This is a genomic window from Janthinobacterium sp. GW823-FHT01H08 (assembly GCF_058797855.1).
Genome location: NZ_CM179504.1, coordinates 888720 through 904460, shown reverse-complemented (window position 1 = coordinate 904460; position 15741 = coordinate 888720). Strand labels below are relative to the sequence as shown.

At 63.5% G+C, this 15741-nt stretch carries 13 protein-coding genes; 2 read left to right on the top strand and 11 right to left on the bottom strand.

Annotated features, from left to right (window positions below; genetic code table 11):
* Positions 1 to 89: 89 nt before the first annotated feature.
* A complete protein-coding gene (locus AC3RCG_RS04045; RefSeq protein ID WP_492404134.1) occupies positions 90 to 2585 on the bottom strand; it encodes an alpha/beta hydrolase family protein in 2496 nt (831 codons plus the stop codon).
* Positions 2586 to 2774: 189 nt separating this feature from the next.
* On the opposite strand from AC3RCG_RS04045, the gene AC3RCG_RS04040 reads away from it, so the two are divergent.
* Entirely contained in the window at positions 2775 to 3293 is a 519-nt protein-coding gene (locus AC3RCG_RS04040) for a CcdC protein domain-containing protein (RefSeq protein WP_492404136.1), read from the top strand.
* Position 3294: 1 nt separating this feature from the next.
* On the opposite strand, the gene AC3RCG_RS04035 is transcribed toward AC3RCG_RS04040, so the two are convergent.
* The 8 genes from AC3RCG_RS04035 to AC3RCG_RS04000 all read right to left on the bottom strand — a co-directional run bounded on the left by AC3RCG_RS04035 (position 3295) and on the right by AC3RCG_RS04000 (position 12847).
* Complete coding sequence (locus AC3RCG_RS04035) at positions 3295 to 4104, bottom strand: hypothetical protein (RefSeq protein WP_492404138.1); 810 nt, start codon at positions 4102 to 4104, stop codon at positions 3295 to 3297.
* Between the two features lie 65 nt (positions 4105 to 4169).
* Positions 4170 to 4748, bottom strand: a complete 579-nt coding sequence (locus AC3RCG_RS04030; RefSeq protein ID WP_139143203.1) for a nucleotidyltransferase family protein — start codon at positions 4746 to 4748, stop codon at positions 4170 to 4172.
* Positions 4749 to 4750: 2 nt separating this feature from the next.
* Positions 4751 to 5749 carry a DUF4424 family protein gene (locus tag AC3RCG_RS04025; RefSeq protein WP_492404140.1) on the bottom strand — a complete coding sequence of 333 codons (999 nt, stop codon included), beginning with the start codon at positions 5747 to 5749 and terminating at the stop codon, positions 4751 to 4753.
* A gap of 5 nt (positions 5750 to 5754) precedes the next feature.
* Complete coding sequence (locus AC3RCG_RS04020) at positions 5755 to 8586, bottom strand: ATP-binding protein (protein ID WP_070221591.1); 2832 nt, start codon at positions 8584 to 8586, stop codon at positions 5755 to 5757.
* An 8-nt stretch (positions 8587 to 8594) separates the two neighbouring features.
* On the bottom strand, positions 8595 to 9329 hold the full coding sequence (locus tag AC3RCG_RS04015) for a hypothetical protein (protein WP_409027343.1): 735 nt from the start codon (positions 9327 to 9329) through the stop codon (positions 8595 to 8597).
* Positions 9322 to 10692, bottom strand: a complete 1371-nt coding sequence (locus AC3RCG_RS04010) for a hypothetical protein (protein ID WP_092608970.1) — start codon at positions 10690 to 10692, stop codon at positions 9322 to 9324. The genes AC3RCG_RS04015 and AC3RCG_RS04010 overlap by 8 nt, the downstream gene beginning before the upstream one ends.
* 268 nt (positions 10693 to 10960) lie before the next feature.
* Positions 10961 to 11728, bottom strand: coding sequence for a DUF3108 domain-containing protein (locus AC3RCG_RS04005; RefSeq protein WP_099409229.1), 768 nt, complete (start codon positions 11726 to 11728; stop codon positions 10961 to 10963).
* The gene (locus tag AC3RCG_RS04000) at positions 11729 to 12847 is read right to left on the bottom strand and encodes a DUF3108 domain-containing protein (protein ID WP_240453520.1); all 1119 of its coding nucleotides are present in this window, start codon (positions 12845 to 12847) and stop codon (positions 11729 to 11731) included.
* 149 nt (positions 12848 to 12996) lie between these two features.
* On the opposite strand from AC3RCG_RS04000, the gene AC3RCG_RS03995 reads away from it, so the two are divergent.
* Complete coding sequence (locus tag AC3RCG_RS03995) at positions 12997 to 13707, top strand: PhaM family polyhydroxyalkanoate granule multifunctional regulatory protein (protein WP_070221594.1); 711 nt, start codon at positions 12997 to 12999, stop codon at positions 13705 to 13707.
* Between the two features lie 21 nt (positions 13708 to 13728).
* Here the strand turns inward: AC3RCG_RS03995 and AC3RCG_RS03990 are convergent, their stop codons facing one another.
* Positions 13729 to 13992, bottom strand: coding sequence for a hypothetical protein (locus AC3RCG_RS03990; RefSeq protein ID WP_240453519.1), 264 nt, complete (start codon positions 13990 to 13992; stop codon positions 13729 to 13731).
* Positions 13993 to 14008: 16 nt separating this feature from the next.
* A complete protein-coding gene (locus tag AC3RCG_RS03985; protein WP_121668379.1) occupies positions 14009 to 15739 on the bottom strand; it encodes a tetratricopeptide repeat-containing response regulator in 1731 nt (576 codons plus the stop codon).
* Positions 15740 to 15741: the final 2 nt, after the last annotated feature.

Genomic DNA, 15741 nt, shown 5'->3' with positions numbered 1-15741 from the left:
GTCGGGCGCGCGGTGGGCATGGATGACGGTCATGGCTGGCCTCCCTGCAGACAAAAGAAGACCATACCACGAGTTGCGCACCGCCGCCCTTATTTGCCGGCAGGCTTGACGTCGGCGGCCGGCGGCGCCGCGTTCTTCACATATTTCTCCAGCCAGTTGTTGCTTTCATACAGCATCTGCATGATCGATTCGCGCGCGCGGTAGCCGTGGCTCTCGTTCGGCAGCATCACCAGGCGCGCCGTGCCGCCCAGTCCCTTGACGGCCTGGAACATGCGCTCGCTCTGGATGGGGAAGGTCCCCGAATTGTTGTCCTGCTCGCCATGGATCATCAACAGCGCATCCTTGATCTTGTCCGCGTAATTAAACGGCGACATGGTCTGGTAGACGGCCGGCGCCTGCCAGAACGGGCGCTCTTCGGCCTGGAAGCCGAATGGCGTCAAGGTCCGGTTGTAGGCGCCGCTGCGGGCGATGCCGGCGCGGAACAGCCGCGTGTGCGCCAGCAGGTTGCCCGTCATAAAGGCGCCATACGAGTGGCCGCCGATGGCGATGCGGTTGCGGTCGGACACGCCACGGCGCACCACCTCGTCGACGGCCGCCTCGGCATCGGCCACCAGCTGCGGCAGATACGTGTCGTTCGGCTCCTGCTCGCCATTGCCGACGATGGGGAACGATGGATTGTCGAGCACGGCGTAGCCCATGGACAGGAAGGCGGCCGGGCCCCAGTAGCTGACGGCATTGAATTTGTAGGGCGAGCCCTTGGTCTGGCTGGCGGCGCTGGCCGTCTTAAATTCCTGCGGATACGCCCACATCAGGGTCGGCAGCGGGCCGTCGCGCTTGACGTCGTAGTTCGGCGGCAGCATCAATGTCGCCGTCAAGTCCACGCCGTCGGCGCGCTTGTAGCGGATCAGCTCTTTCTGCACGTCCTTCAGTTGCGGCAGCGGATGGGGGAAATGCGTGAGCGCCGTCAATTGCGCCGCGCCCTGCTGCTTCAAGTTGCGCACATAGTAATTCGGCTGCTCGGTCGGCGATTCGCGCGTGGACAGCAAACGGCTGCCCTCCTCGTCCAGCACGGCCACCACGTTTTCATAGTAGGGGGCGGCGCTCTGGAACAGGCGCTCCTTCTGCTTCGTCGCCAGGTTCAGGCGGTCGATGAACGGCCGGTCGCCCTCCTTCGATGCGCCCTGGCCGTCGAGCAGGATGGAACCGTCAGCGGCGATGAGCAAACGCGGCAAGCCGGCCGCGTCCGCGCGCATGACGGGCTGGCCCGGATCGTTGTAGCGGTCTTCGAACGATCCCGCGTACACGAGGTCGGCCGGCGTGGACGGTTGATCTGGCGCAATGCGCCACTGCTTGACGGCGCGCGTCTTGTACCACGCTTCGCCGAGCAGGGCCAGGTCGCCGCGGCCCCAGGCCACGCCCGCGTAGCGCGAACCGAGCCTGGCCAGCACGGCCGGCTTGGCGGTGAACGGCGCCGCCTGCGTGTAGACGATGTCGCGGATTTCGGCCGCCCTGGCCGGGTCGCCGCCATCCTGCGCTTCGGCCCATACCAAAGTAGCGGGCGCATCGACGCGCCAGCTGACGGAACGCACGCCGGCGGACACGGCATCATTGCCTGGCGGCAGCCCTTCCTCCAGCGGCAGGGCCGCCACTGCGTGCTCCACCTTGCCATTCAGGTCGCGCACGTCGATCTTGTGGCCGAAATCATGCGCCGGCACGATATACGAATACGGACGCACGATGCTGGTCGTCAGCAGGTGCTTGCCATCGGGCGAGGCCGAGACGCGCGAGAACTGGCCCGGCTGGCCGACCAGGCGCTGCTTGCCCGCCACGTCCAGCAAGGCCAGCTGCACCGTGATGTAGTGTTCGAACAGTTGCGCATCCTGTTCGTTTTTCAGCAAGTCCGGATAGGTGCGCAATTGCTTGACGCCGCCGCCCGGCACGCTGTCCTGGATGGACGGGCCCGTCGGGATGCCGCTGGCCACGGGCGCCGCGCCGAGCTTGGCCGGCTTCAGCTGCACCAGCAAGGTCTTGCAGTCTGGCATCCAGGAAAAGCCGCGGCCATACACGGCCGACAGGGGGGTGCTGGACAGCTTGCGCGCCGCCTTCGTCTGCACGTCGAGCAGCCACAGCTCCACGCCCGACTCCTTCACGCCCCTGGCGGGATCGGCAAAGGCGATGTGCGTAAAGGCCAGGTAGCGCTGGTCTGGCGACCAGGCCAGGTCGGCGATGCGGGGTGCCGCCGGCAGGCCGCTGACCTTGATTTCCTTCTGCGTATCGATGTCGAGCAAGCCCAGTCCCGTGTGGAAACTGAAGCGGCTGGCCGAATACGCGCGCGGATTGATGCGCAAGCCCGCCAGCTTCAGTTCCGGCTGCGCCACTTCGCCGATGCCGGGCAGGGATGGCGTGGGCAGCACGGCGGCCAGGTTGCGTTTCGGGCTCAGGCTCAGGGTCGGCGCGCGCGGCGCATCGACGATGGCTTGCAGGGGCGCGGGCGGGGCTTGATAAGCGCCATCTTGCGCCATGGCCAGGGAAGACGAGGCCATCAAGCCAACAGTGATGGGCAGCAAAGGCAAACGTGTAGACATGGAACTCCAGTGTATGAAGGTGGTGACAACAAGCGAGCGCACCGCACCGCTCATGGCGGCGCTTTGTGACAGGGCATAGTGCGTTCAGGCCAAGTAAATGTCAACCAGCAACTTTTACCGTTTGACAAGCATCGCCGCCCATCCCCATCTGGCTTACAATCGCTGTTTTACCCGCACCCGATTGCCTACATGGAAACCACTACCCTCGCCCTGCTGTTCCTGGTCCCGCTGCTGGTCTGGCGCATTTATTCGCGCCTGAAGAAACTGGTGGCGCGCCAGAAGTCGCAGCTATGGCGGCACTGGAGCGTGGCGGTCGCGTTTCCCGCGCTGCTGCTGTTCCTGGCGACGACGACGAAATTCGAGCTGCTGCCCCTGTCGAGCCTGGGCGCAGGCGCGCTGGCCGGCGGCTGGCTCGGTGTGCTGGGCCTGAAGCTGACGCGTTTCGAGCAAGTCGGCAAGGATTTCTTTTTTACCCAGCACCGCTATCTGGGCCTGGCCATCACGATGCTGTTCATCGCCCGCTTGCTGTACCGCGGCATGGAAATCTACCTGAACACGCGCCTGGACGTGCCCGTGCCGCCGCCGCCGTTCGGCCAGAGCCCGCTGACCATGGCCGCCTACGGCCTCGTCATCGGCTACTACGCCGTGTATGCGTGGGGCCTCGTGCGCTGGCGCCAGCACAACAAACCGCTGCAAGCCGCCGAATAACTCAGTAGTACTGGCACAGGCCAGTACACGTCGTCACCGACAGCGCCTGGCGTATCGTCGCCAGCGCCGGCGCCAGGACCGGATCGAGATCCTTGTCCGCATCAGCCAGGCTGGCCAGCAAACGCTCGCGCAAGGGCGGCGCCATCAGATTGGCATTCGCCGTGGCGTGCTGCGCCGCCGCTTCCAGCATCCGCTGCTTTTGCGCCACGTTCCAGAACGGCACTTGCACGAACTGCACCACGCTCGTGAAAACAACGGCCGTGTTCTTGCTGAACGCCCGCGCGCGCAGACGCTCGGGCCCGCTCACCGCATCGGCCGGCTGGGCGCTGAATTCCTGCTCCATCAGTCCGATCAAATGGCCATGGCAATGCATGCTGAAAGCAAACAAGGTGCTCATTTCATCGCCATAATTGGCCAGGTTCCGCGTCACTTGTTCCTTGCGCGCCTGCTGCAGCTCGGCGCCTGACAGCGGCAACGGCCGTTCCAGGCCAAACGCATAGTATGTTTTTCCCAGACGCATGGCCTTTTCGCACACGGCCACGCTCTCGTTCACGTCCTGCAGCGCGGCGACGGGCGCCTGGAACAGGCGCGGACCGTCGGCGATCTGCGCAAACAGCTGCGCCACGCCAGGGTCGCCCAGGCGCGGCAGACCGGCCTGCGGCGTCGCCTTGGCCATCAGCGCTTCCAGCTGGCCGCTGGCTTGCTGGAAATCGGTATAGCTGTCGGCCCAGGCGGCGGGCGCCACGAGGGCGGAGGAAAGGCAGAACAGGCGGCCGATGCGGCACAGCGGCGGGGAAATCGACAGGGACATGGGATCAGAAGAACACTATTGGATAACTGGCAATTATAGGCAATCTATATCCATACTGCATCCAATCAGGCGATGATGGTGACGCGCGGCCAGCGCGCCGCATAGTCCTTGCTGGCCAGGCGCTGCGCATAGCCGTCTTCGCTGATGCGCGCCGGGTTGCGCCGGATCACCATATTGAACAAGTCATCGAGGCCATGCGGCGCGACGATGCCGATCTCGCCGTCAGGCTGCAGATAGATGCCGACAGCCGTGGCGAACTCGGGCCAGGAAGCGATGGCGTCATCGAGCGACAGCAAGGGCGGCACGGCGTAGCCGAACTCGTCTTCAAACCACAGGTGCACCCGGGCCTGGTTGCACACTTCCCACGGCACGCCGGGCAGCGCCGTTTCCAGGCGCTGGCGCAGCCGCACCTCGCTTTCCGCAAGCACATCGTGCGCGTCGAAATACGCCACGTCGACGTCGTTCAATGCCGACGGTTGGGTGAAACCGTGCAAGGCGTCCCACACGAGCTTGCGCACGGCGCCGGCGCCGATGCAGCAGTGGGGCAAGCCCAGCTGCGCCACGGCCTGCAGCATCTGCATGCACCATGGCGTGGCACGGACGATGGCGCGCAGGCGCGCGGCCAGCGCTTCCTGCGTGCTCATTCCTATGGCCGGATCTGCGGCGCCACGCCGTCGTTGCTCACCGTGCCTTCGACATTGCCGAAGTACACGTCCAGATCCTGCTTCGGACGGAAGTTGCGCAACTTGACTTGCAAAGTGGTGGGATTGATCTTGGTGAATGTGCCGGGGAAGCACAGGCTGACCAGCTCGTCCGGCTTGCCCTTGACCAGGTTCAAGGTGAAGTCTTCGATGCCATTCTTCCAGGTGTTACCCGTCGTCAAAATGTACGACACCCAGACGGCATTGACGAAGCCGCCTTCGCCCTGCTGGGCCGCCAGCCGGTTCCACGTCTTGTAGAAGGCTTTGTCGCCGCAGTATTTCTTTTCAAAGGTATTGCCATCGCCCAGGTAGGAAGCGCCGGGGCCGGCTGCGACGAACGGCGCATATTGATGACGCACGCGCACGACTTTACCGGCGGGGAATTTCTGCTGCCACAAGTAGATGACTTTCACGGTCCAGGCCGGCACCCACTCCTCGTCGTACAGCTGGGCCAGCAGACCCTCCTTGATCATGATCTTGCTCTGCGCGGCCGTCAGCGGCACCACTTTCTTGTCGAACGGCGTGTGCGAAGGGAAATACGCGATCTGCGCGTCGGACAAGCCCAGCTGGCGCAGGCGGGCCGTCACGTCGGCGCTGCCGAGCTTGGCGACAAACGTGGTTTTATACTCCTTGCGCTTGCCGTCCACGTCGACGGTAAACTGCTGCGGCTGACCGTAATACGTGGGCGAGCCATGGTAGCCGGAAGAGTATTCGGGCAAGGGGAAGAAGATCGTTTCTTCCACATCCTTGGCCGATTCATTGAGGAATTCATACTCGACCTTGATCAAGTCCGTGCTCACGCTGAGCACTTCCTTTTTCATGGCCACGGCATCCGTCTTGCCGAACAGGATGCCGCCCGCGCTGACGGAGCCGATGCCGTCGTTGGCCATGGCTGGCGCCGAACACGCCAGCGCCAGGGCCGCGGCCAGAACAAGCTTGCGCACGGCCATCATGCGGCCTTGCCCGGTGCGGGTTCGATCCGGCGCTGCAGCACGAAAATCGGTTGCGCCCATTGGGTATCCTTCTTTTTCTTACTGGTGATCAAGGTCAGCTCCGAGGGATCGTAGACATCCGTGTTGTGCGTCAACGGCGTCGTCATCAGGTATTGCGCTTCCGTATTTTTCAGGAATTCGCCGACCAATTGAATGTTGCGGATATCGAGGTGGGCAAACGGTTCGTCGATGAAGACGAAGCCGCCGGAACCGTCTTCCGATTTCAGCAAGCCGATCAGCAGCACCAGCGACTTCATGACCTGCTGGCCGCCCGACGCCTCGCCATCGTTCATGCCGATGACGCCCTTGCCGTCGAATTTGAAGCGCACGTGCAAGCCCGCCTGCGACAGCTGCACATCGTCGTTTTCCAGGCGCACGGGGTCGGCATGCACTTCGATGCCGGCCAGTTCACCCAGCTCCTTGATGTTCTTGCTGTAGGTCTTGATAGTGTAGCGCAAGCGTTCCATGTAGGCGCCGCGGGCATTGCCCGTCGCTTCGATGGCGCGGTTGTTCTGGTAGCGGCGCTCGTCCGTTTCCGACTGGCGGCCATGCAGCTGCTCCGACAGGCGGTGGTGCTGGTCGATGACGGTGGCGTCCAGTTCCCAGTCGTCGCGCGCGAGGCTGTTTTGCAGGCTGGCAACGCGCAAGTCGACCTGGTGCGCATTCTGGTGCTCGGCCACGAGGGCCGCGCGGCGCGCGGGACGGCGCCAGCTTTTCGGCAAATGGCGCCACGCATGGCGCAGCGCCAGCAAGGCGCGCGCATGCTCGGCGCGCTGTTCAATTTGTTTCTTGTAGCCAAGGCGCGAACCCGCTTCCGCTTCGGACAGGGCCAGGCGTGCGTTTTGCCACACGGTATCGGCACGCGTGCGCGCCACGGTAGCGTTCTTGGTGAGATTTTGCAACTCGCCCAGGCGGCCGCCCACTTCCAGGCGCTCTTCCTTGAGCGGCTTCGAATTGCGCAGCGCTTCGGCAAATTCTTCCTGGCGCGCACTGAGTTCCTTGGCCGCGTCGACGCCGGCGATGCGCGCTTTCAAGGCGCCCACTTCCGCCGCCAGTTTCGAGATCGCCAGGGTGAGCGTGTCTTCCTGCCCTTCCAGGCCCGGCAAGGAGCGCAGCAGCGCTTCCAGGCGGCCGCTGCGGCCAGCCTGGCCGAAGCGGTAGCGCGACGCTTCGACGAACAGCGAGCGTCCGCCGCGGCGTTCACGGTGATACGCCTCGGGCGTGATCCACTCCTCGTGGTTGCCCAGCTTGAAGCCGGCTTCGACGGAGTCGACGCGTGCAATGCGCGACAGCTGCTCGATCAGCCAGCTGGGCACAGGTGCGGAAAATTTCACCACCGCCAGCAAGCTCTCGTCTTTGGCGACGGGCGCCGTGACCAGGTCCGGCACGATGAAGTGGCGGTAGCGCTCCTTCTCGGCCAGGCGGTAGGCAGCGGCCGCATCCTTGGCCTTGTCGAGCAGCACCACCGAGGCGTAACCGCCCAGCACGCCTTCGACGGCGCCCTGCCAGCGGCTGTCCGTCACTTCGACGATGTCCGACAGCATGGCGTGGGAGATCCCCGCGTCGCGCAGCGCGCGGCGCATGCCGCGTACATTGTCCGGCTCCGGCATGGCCGTCTTGCCTTGCAGCGCGGCAATCGTCGCCTGCTCGCCCGCGATGCGGGCCGACAAGGCGTCGCGCTGCTGGCGCTGCTGCAGCAATTGCGCTTCCTTCTGTTCAAGCTGGGCCGCCACTTCGGCGATGTCGCTGCCCGAGTCGGCCGCCAGCTTGTGCAGGCGGTCCTTCTGTTCCAGCAGGCTGTCCAGCGGTTTCAGCTTGGCATTGATCAAGGACAAACGGCTCTGCAAGCCGATCGATTCCTGCTCCAGCAGGGTTTCGTTCATCTGCGCGTCGGACAGGGCTTTCGCCTGCGCCGCCAGGGCATTGCGTTTATCCGTCAGTTGCTGGTCCGCCTGCGCCATCGGTTTGCGCGCATCGCGCAATTGCCGGCTGGCGATGGCCGCCTTTTCGCGCGCCTCGTGATATTGCAGGCTGGGCAGCACTTCTTCCAGCAGGTTGCGGCGTTCCTTATGTAAACCTTCCCACTGGTGGTAATTGGCCACGCGCAGGCGCAAGCCTTCCAGGTTGGTCTTCGACGCTTCGAGTTCCGTTTCGAAGCGTTTCAGCTCCACTTCCGTATCGCGCTGGTGGCGCTTGGCTTCGTCGTAGGCGTCCAGCACTTCCTTGTCGCCAAACACCTGGAACACCAGGTCGAGCAGCTGGCGCGGCGCGTATTCGCACAGTTTGTCCGTCTCGCCCTGCTCCAGCGCCAGCACTTTCGACATGGCCGGCGACAGGCCCGCATTGGCCAGGCGCTTGCGGTAGTTTTCCACGCCGAGCCAGTCGTTGGCGTCCGTGATGTCCTCGATCTGCACATTGCCCGGACGCATCAGATACTGGCGCTTCCAGTCGCCGCCATTCTTCTGGATCTGGCAAAACAGCGTTACTTCATCATCGCTGAAGAAGCCGGAACTGCGGAACGGGCGGTTCGACAGCTGCTTGCCCACGTTCTTGTTGTCGACCACGGCGCGCAGCCAGGCCGTCTGCTGGCCCGAATGGCGCGCATAGTGTTTATACGTGCGCCCCATCGAGCAGTCGAGGCCGAACAGGGTGCGCAAGGCATCGAGCAAGGTGGTCTTGCCCGAGCCGTTCTGCCCCGCGATGGTGATGATCTTCGCGTCGAGCGGAATATTCTTGATGCGCTGCCAGTAATCCCAGTGCACCAGTTCAAGTGATTTGATATGAAACATGGGCGCTTTCAGTGAGGGAGATCGGACACGGGCTCGTCGCCTGCGTCAGGCAGGTCGCCGATGTCGCCGGACAGGTCGGCGGACAAGTCAGCGTCCAGGTCGACGGCCACCAGGCGCGCCGGCGCCCGCTTGAACACGTCGGCCAGGGCGCCGTTGATGATGCGTTCTTTCAAGACGTCCGTATCCATCATCAGGTCCAGCAGCGGGCCTTCCAGGATGACATCGCCGCGCCGCTCGATGAAGCCCAGCTTGGCCAGGGTGCCCAGGTTCATGTCCATGCGCGTCTTCTTGCCCAGCTTGTCACCGAAGTCGGACAGCAGCGCCTTGTAGGAAATGCCGATCGACGCGTCTTCCGCGCGCGGCAGCGGTTTTTCCGTGCCGAACATGTCATTTTGATCATCATCGGCGTGCTGGTGCGTTTCCTGGCGTTCGCGCTTGGGCAGGATGATCTGCGCCCACAGCACCACCAGCAGGGCCACGCCATCGCGGGCCAGGCCGAAGTTGTTGTTTTGCCACACGTCGCGCGCGCCGAAGATCTTCGGCTCGATGGTGCGCGTCAGGGCCAGGGTCACATGGTCGGCATACACGTTGTCGAGCAGCTTCAAGCCGCAGGCCAGCAGGCGCGCATCGATTTCGGCGCGGAACAGCTCGTCGGACAGCACGCGCTTGACGAGCTTGTCGTCGCGGCGCAGGGTTTGATGCGTGAGCAGGCGCGCAATCAGGATTTGGGAATCGTCATTCATCGGCGGTGCCGCTATCTAAATCAAGTGAAACATTCAGTGAAAGCGAGGCGATCGACATGGCCGCCACGTGGGGGTCGGTCAGTTGGACCATCTCGTCGGTCGGTGTAAAGGTGATCGGCAGACGGGCCAGTTCGGCCGTCGAGCCTTGCAAGCTCGCTTCGGACACGTCGCCCAGCAGCGGCAGCATCGAGGCGCGGTAGGACGCCACGGCAAAGCTGGCCGGCAGCAGCGAATCCTGCACGGGCACCGATTTCGGTCCTTCTTCGCCGATGCTGGGGAAATTGCCCAGGCTGGCAAAGTTCGACAGGCGTTCGAGCAAATCATCGAGTTCAAGCTGCATGGCGGGACCGTCGCTGATGGTGGTGGGCGCGTCCTCTCCGCTGGGCAGGCCCGTGTTGATGACGCCTGCCGCCCGTTCGGACAGCAGTTCCGTTTCGGCCACGTCGATCATTTCGGCCGGCGTGGAGAACAGGGGGACGACGGGCTGGTCGATGGCGCCTTCGGCCAGGCTGGCCAGGTCGTCGTGCAGCAAGAGCCAGCGCTTGATGTCGGTGGTCGACAGGCCGGACTGGCCCAGGTGCACGCGCTGGCGCTCGATCTGGTTCAGGGCGCGCGAAAACATGCCTTGCATGTTGAGCAATTTACTTTGCGCCCGGCCGATCGCCTGCGCCGCCTTGTGCGTGGCGCTGTCCGCGTTTTCATCGGAGGTGATGGCCACGAGAATCTCGGAACCCTTTTCCACCCAGTCGCAAGCCATGTTCCACTTCGCCTGCGCCGTGCGCAGCCGGAATTCGGAGCCGGAAGCGATGGCGTCGGAAAACTCTTCCGTCAAGTCCACCAGGCGGCCCAGCAAATGCTGGAGTTGTTCGACCGATACGCCGCCCACGGCTTGCGCGCCCGCCACCTGCGACAGCAGAAAACCCATTTCCGCTTCGTCTTCCGTCTGGCCCAGGCCCAGCAAGCTGTCGATGGCCGACAGCACATTGCGCGCCATGGGTGTGACGCGGTACACGCCCTGCTGCGCATCCCAGGCCAGCAGCTGGTTCGAACGCAGGCGCAGCAAGACCGTTTCCAGACTTTCCGGCAACAGATACGCGAGCTTGGTGTTGATATCGGCGCGCGTGTAGGCGGACGTGGCGGCATCGGACGCCAGCTCGCGCAACACCAGCAGACGCACCAGCACGCCATCGAAACCGCCGTGAAACAGGGCCGTAAACACTTGCAGCAAGGGCTGCGCCCGCTTCAAGTGAAATACTTGCTCGATTTCATCGGCCGAAATATTGGGCTGGAAATGCGCCTGCAAGGAATCGTGATGCTCTTGCTCTGTCTGATTTGCATCCGTAGCCACGGCTGCACTTGCCATTATATCAATCATTCTTTTCCGGATGAGTGTTCAGCGGGCGGCGCGGCGGGCTAACGCAGCGCTGCGGGGCGGGGGCGTCAGTATATCAGTTCTGACATGCAATTCGACTTGTGGAAGAGGGGCGATGGCGCTGTCGACAAGCCGAGTGTTGCATCAGCAAAAAAACCAACAGCGAAAATCCGGGGTCAGACCCGGCGGGTCTGACCCCAGCATTTGCCGTTAGGGGTGAAAAATAGAGAAAATCAATATTTGCTATGATAGCAAGCACTTACTTCTTGACGATCTTCTGCAAGGTTTGCTCGACATAATCGCCACCGTCCGCGTCGGCGAATGTCACCTTCACGGGATACCATTCCAGCGACGGCGCCAGCCACAGGTCCACTTGCTGGCCCTTCTTGTCCGGCGGCGGCGCCTTGACCAGGTGGATGGCGGCGACCTCCCCCATGCCCGTGGCGACCGTCTCCTCCTTGACCACCTTGAAGGTCCACGGCTCGGCATCGTGCGCGCCGGCGACGAAGAAGGCCCATTCCGAGCCGGGGACGAATTTCTCGGGCGCGGCGCGCGCCACGCTGGCCAGTTGCCAGACGGCGCTATTGCGGTCCTGTTCGCCGCCTTTCAGCGGATAGGTTTCATCGCCTTCGCCAAAGACGATGGTCTTGCTGTCGCGCTTGAAGGTGGTCGTGACGGCATCCTTGCGGAAGCGCTTTTCCACGAATTGAACGGGCGCCAGGCCGTAATCGTCGACCGCGCCTTCGCTGCGCTGTTCGAGGATCTTGCCGAACAGGGCCGCCTTGGTTTCGGCCAGCAGCGAGTACTTGCCATCGCCCACGCGCCAGTTGCTGAGCGATTCGCCGGACAGCGCAATGCCGCGCTGCCTGGCCTTGATCGAATAGACGAGGTCAGCCGACGGCGCCAGCTTGTACGGGCGCTTGACGACAGGATGGTCCACGGGCTCGTTCGCCGCCATGGCGGGACTCAGGGTGGCGGCCAGCAGGCTGGCGATCAGAACGCGTTTCAAAGTTATTAAAGTAGTCATTTATTTTCCTGTAGCGTCATTGACGCGAATTTGGGTCACGGTTTGCGTGGTCAGCGCCCCGTTCGCTTCGGTATTGCGTATTTGTACCGGATACCATTGCATGGACGGCGCCAGCCAGATATCAAGCTGCGACGAATACGTGCCCGGCTTCGGCGGCCGGCGCAAATGCCAGGTCACCAGGCGGCCCATCTTGGTGTCCAGCTCTTCCTCGCCCACCAGCTGGAAGCGGAACACGGTCGCTTCCTTTTCCTCGCCGACAAGGATGTCGATATTGCCCGCCAGCTGGTTGACGTCGGCACGGCCGATGGCGGCCAGCTGGAACGGCACGGTCGCCTTGTCCTGCGCCCCCTCCTGCCATGGCACCGTCGCCGTCGTGGCTGAAAACGTGATGGTCTTGGCGTCGCGGTTGAAATGCGTGGCCGTTTGCGCGCGGCCCTTGCGTTTTTCCGTGGCCGTGACAGGCACGATGCCGCTGCCGTCGATCAGGCCCTCGCTGGTCAGCACCAGCAGGTTGATGCGTGTGATCAGCATGCTCAGGCCCACTTCCAGTTTCAGCTGGTACGTGTCGCCCCGGTTTTCCCACGCCATGCCGGCCACGCCTTGCCACTTGGTGCCGTCCGCATCGCGCCGGTCCACGTGCAGGTCGAACTGGGCCGAAGCGGGCGCATTCGTCTTGTAGCGCCGCGCCTGCTCGACGGGCGGTGGCGGCGGCGCGGGAGCCGGCGCGGCAGCTTCCGCCACGGCGGGCGCGGGCGCCGTGATGGCTGGCGCGCTGGCCGCCGGTGCCGCGGGCGTCACCGGCCCTTCCGGCGCGTCGCTGGCAGGCGCCGTCAACTGGGCCGACTCGCTCGACGGCAGCTCCGTCGGCGGCGGTGGCGGCGGCAAGCGGGGCTCGGGCAAGGGCCGCAGCTTGGGCGGCGGCGGCGGCGCCACCGGCACGGGTTTGGGCGCCTCGGCGATCAATGCCATGCTCACCACCTGCGCATGATCCTGCCCCAGCGGCACCATGCTGGCATGCGAGGTGAGCCATTCCAGCGCCACGTAATGCAGTGCGCCGATGACCGCGACAAAAATGACGGTGCGGCGGCGTGGTGGCGAAAAGAAGGAGTCAGGCATCATAGGCCGTAGTGTAACGCCTTCCCCCCACTTCCTGCTTCTTGCCTGTGCTCAACTCCTGCTGTTTTATGTAAGAAAATGTTGGCGGCTTTGCGTCAGTTGCAAGCTGATATCTGCTACGCTAGGCACATCCACCTACCAGGAGATTTCGCATGGCAAACCCGCAAATGCCCCAAATGCCGGGCGCAGCAGTTGTGACCGACACCCTCGACTTCGTCAAAAACCTGTGGGGCAGCATGAGCGTGCCCGGCATGGGCGTGCCCGGCATCACTGCGCCCACCATGTCGGTGGAAGAGCTGGACAAGAAAATCAATGACTTGAAAGCCGTCGAAGCCTGGTTGAACCTCAATACCAGCATGCTGCGCGGCAGTATCCAGGCATTGGAAGTACAGCGCGGCACCATCGCCACCCTGAAATCGATGGGCGCGTCCCTGGCCGCGGCCATCACCCAGCCCGGTGCCAGCGAGAAAACCGTGTTTGAATCGGTGCCCTACGCTTCCGCGTTTTTCCAGCAAGCGGCACCCGCAGCGCCAGCGCCTGAACCGAAACCGGCGCCTGCACCCGCGCCCGCGCCCGAACCGGCTGCGGCGGCGCCCAACGATGCCGGCAGCCAGGCGGCAGCCCAGCTGGCCAATCCAAGTGCCTGGTGGAATTTGTTACAAGATCAGTTCAAGCAGGCCGTGTCGACAGCGATGTCGCCCGATGCAGCCAGCGCGGCAGCGGCCAGTTTTGGCGGTGGAGCCACGGCCGGCAAGTCCGCCAAGCCGGCAGAAGCAGGCATGGCAGCCAAGGCCAAAGCCCCGCTGCGCAAGGCGCCGGCAAAACGCGCGGCACCCAAGTCCAAGGCGCCAGGCAAATCCTGACGTCGCGGAGAGGCGATGTGATCAGGCGATACGATGAATGCGGATCGCCTCGATCTGATTGTCGGCCTGGCGTTTTACGTCACCGATCGTGATCAGGCCTTCGTCGGCCAGCGCCTTGGCGTGCTCGTACGAAGACTGGAATGTTTCCAGCGTGTCTCCCTTGGCGGCCACCGGGCGTACCCAGGCAACGGCGCCGACTTTCATTTTTTTGTATACTTCATTGACCACATCACGCATAGTTTCTTCCTTATTGTTGTAGAGCAACTCAAGCACGGGCGAACCCACGCTGGCCCCTAGTTTATCATCCGGCACGCTCCCGCACGGCTTTTCCCCCTTTTTCCGGCGCCGGCGGCGCTTTTTCCGCCACCTCGACAGCCTCTTCCGGCCCGGGCGGGGGCGTCAGCTGCACCAGTTGCTCCATCAATTGCGCAAAGCGCTGCTGGCCCGGTGCAATTTTGTCTACATACAACAACACTTCCATCGCCTCGGCCGCCAAGTCCGCCTGGTAGCCGCGCTGCTCCAGGAACGATACGATGATTTGCGCGGAATTGAACAGGATGCGCAGGTTGTTCGGCAGTTTTTCGCGCGCCGCGCGCATCCAGGCCACCGCTTCGTTGAGCTTGTCCGTCTTCCACAGCAGCACGCCCTTGTTCATCAAGTCCGACGCTTCCTTGCGCGAGGCGATGATCAGGCTCGTGCCTTCGTCGCCCATCTTCGCCTTGTCGAAGATCTTTTGCACCTCGTCCTGCACCACCTGGTTGTCGTGGTTGTTCTTCACCACGTAGCACAGCAGGCCGGCCGGCGCATCCTTGACGCCGACGGCGAACAGCAGGGTCGCCAGTTCCATGCAGATGCTTTTCTCGGGCCGCGCCGGGTCTTCCAGCAGCATGGCTTCGAGTTCGTCGCCGCACTTGCGCGCGCGCCGGTAATCGCCCGTTTCGTGGTGCACCATGCCTTCCGTGATCTTCGCGCGCAAGCCGATCTGCTCGGGCGAGAATTCGCGCTGCGCCAGCAGCAGCCACTGCAGCGCCTCCTTGGCATCCTTCTTCAGGCCGCACACGCGCGCCAGTCCCAGATAGGCGTCCGGCGTCTTCATGACGGAAAACTCGCCGATGGAAATACACTTGCGAAAAGCCTTTTCCGCCATGCTGACATTGCCGATCTTTAGCGCGGCGAGGCCCAGGTTGCGCTGGCGCGGCACGGAATTGGGCGACAGGCGCGCCGCCTTTTCCAGCACGCCGCACGCTTCCTCGTGCTGGCCCATCAGCTGGTAGGCGACGGCCATCTGGTCGTAGGCGTCGATGTAGTACTTGTTCTCGACGATCACGCCCTGGAAGATCTGGCGCGCCGCCTCGTGCTCGCCGTTATTCATGCGGATCTTGCCCAGGCCTGCCTTGGCCCAGCTGTAATCGCGCTCGGCCAGCACTTTTTCGTACACGGCGCGGGCCTTTTCCGGCTCGCCGCTTTTCAGCAGCAACGACGCCTTCATGCGCAGCAATTCCAGCTCGTGCAGCTTGTTGACTTCGATCTGCGCATCGCACAACTTGGCCGCGCGCAGATAATCCTTTTCCATGCAAGCCTGGTCGATTTCACGGAACACCTGCTTCTTGTGCCACACGCGGTTCAAGCGCGTCAGCAGCACGCCTTCCGTGATCGGCTTGATCAAATAGGCGTCGGGCTGGTGCTCGGCCGCGCCCATCACCGATTCCACGCTTTTCTCGGCCGACACCATCAGCCAGACGCTCGACGGCGCCGTCAGGTTGCGCACGCGCGTCTCTTCCAGCACTTGCTGGCCATTCTTGCCTTCGCCCAGGTTGTAATCGCACAGCACCACGTCGTAGCGCGTCTTGGCCAGCAGCTTCATGGCTTCGCCGCCGCTGGCCGCCTGGTCGATATGGCGCGCGCCCAGGTTGCGCAGCGATTCGCGCAGCAGGATGCGGATGCCGATGAAGTCGTCGACCAGCAGATAATGTTTGTCGGCCCAGTCGGTGCTGCCCGCTTCGGCGGCGGTGGCGTGGCTGTCTGTCGTCATGG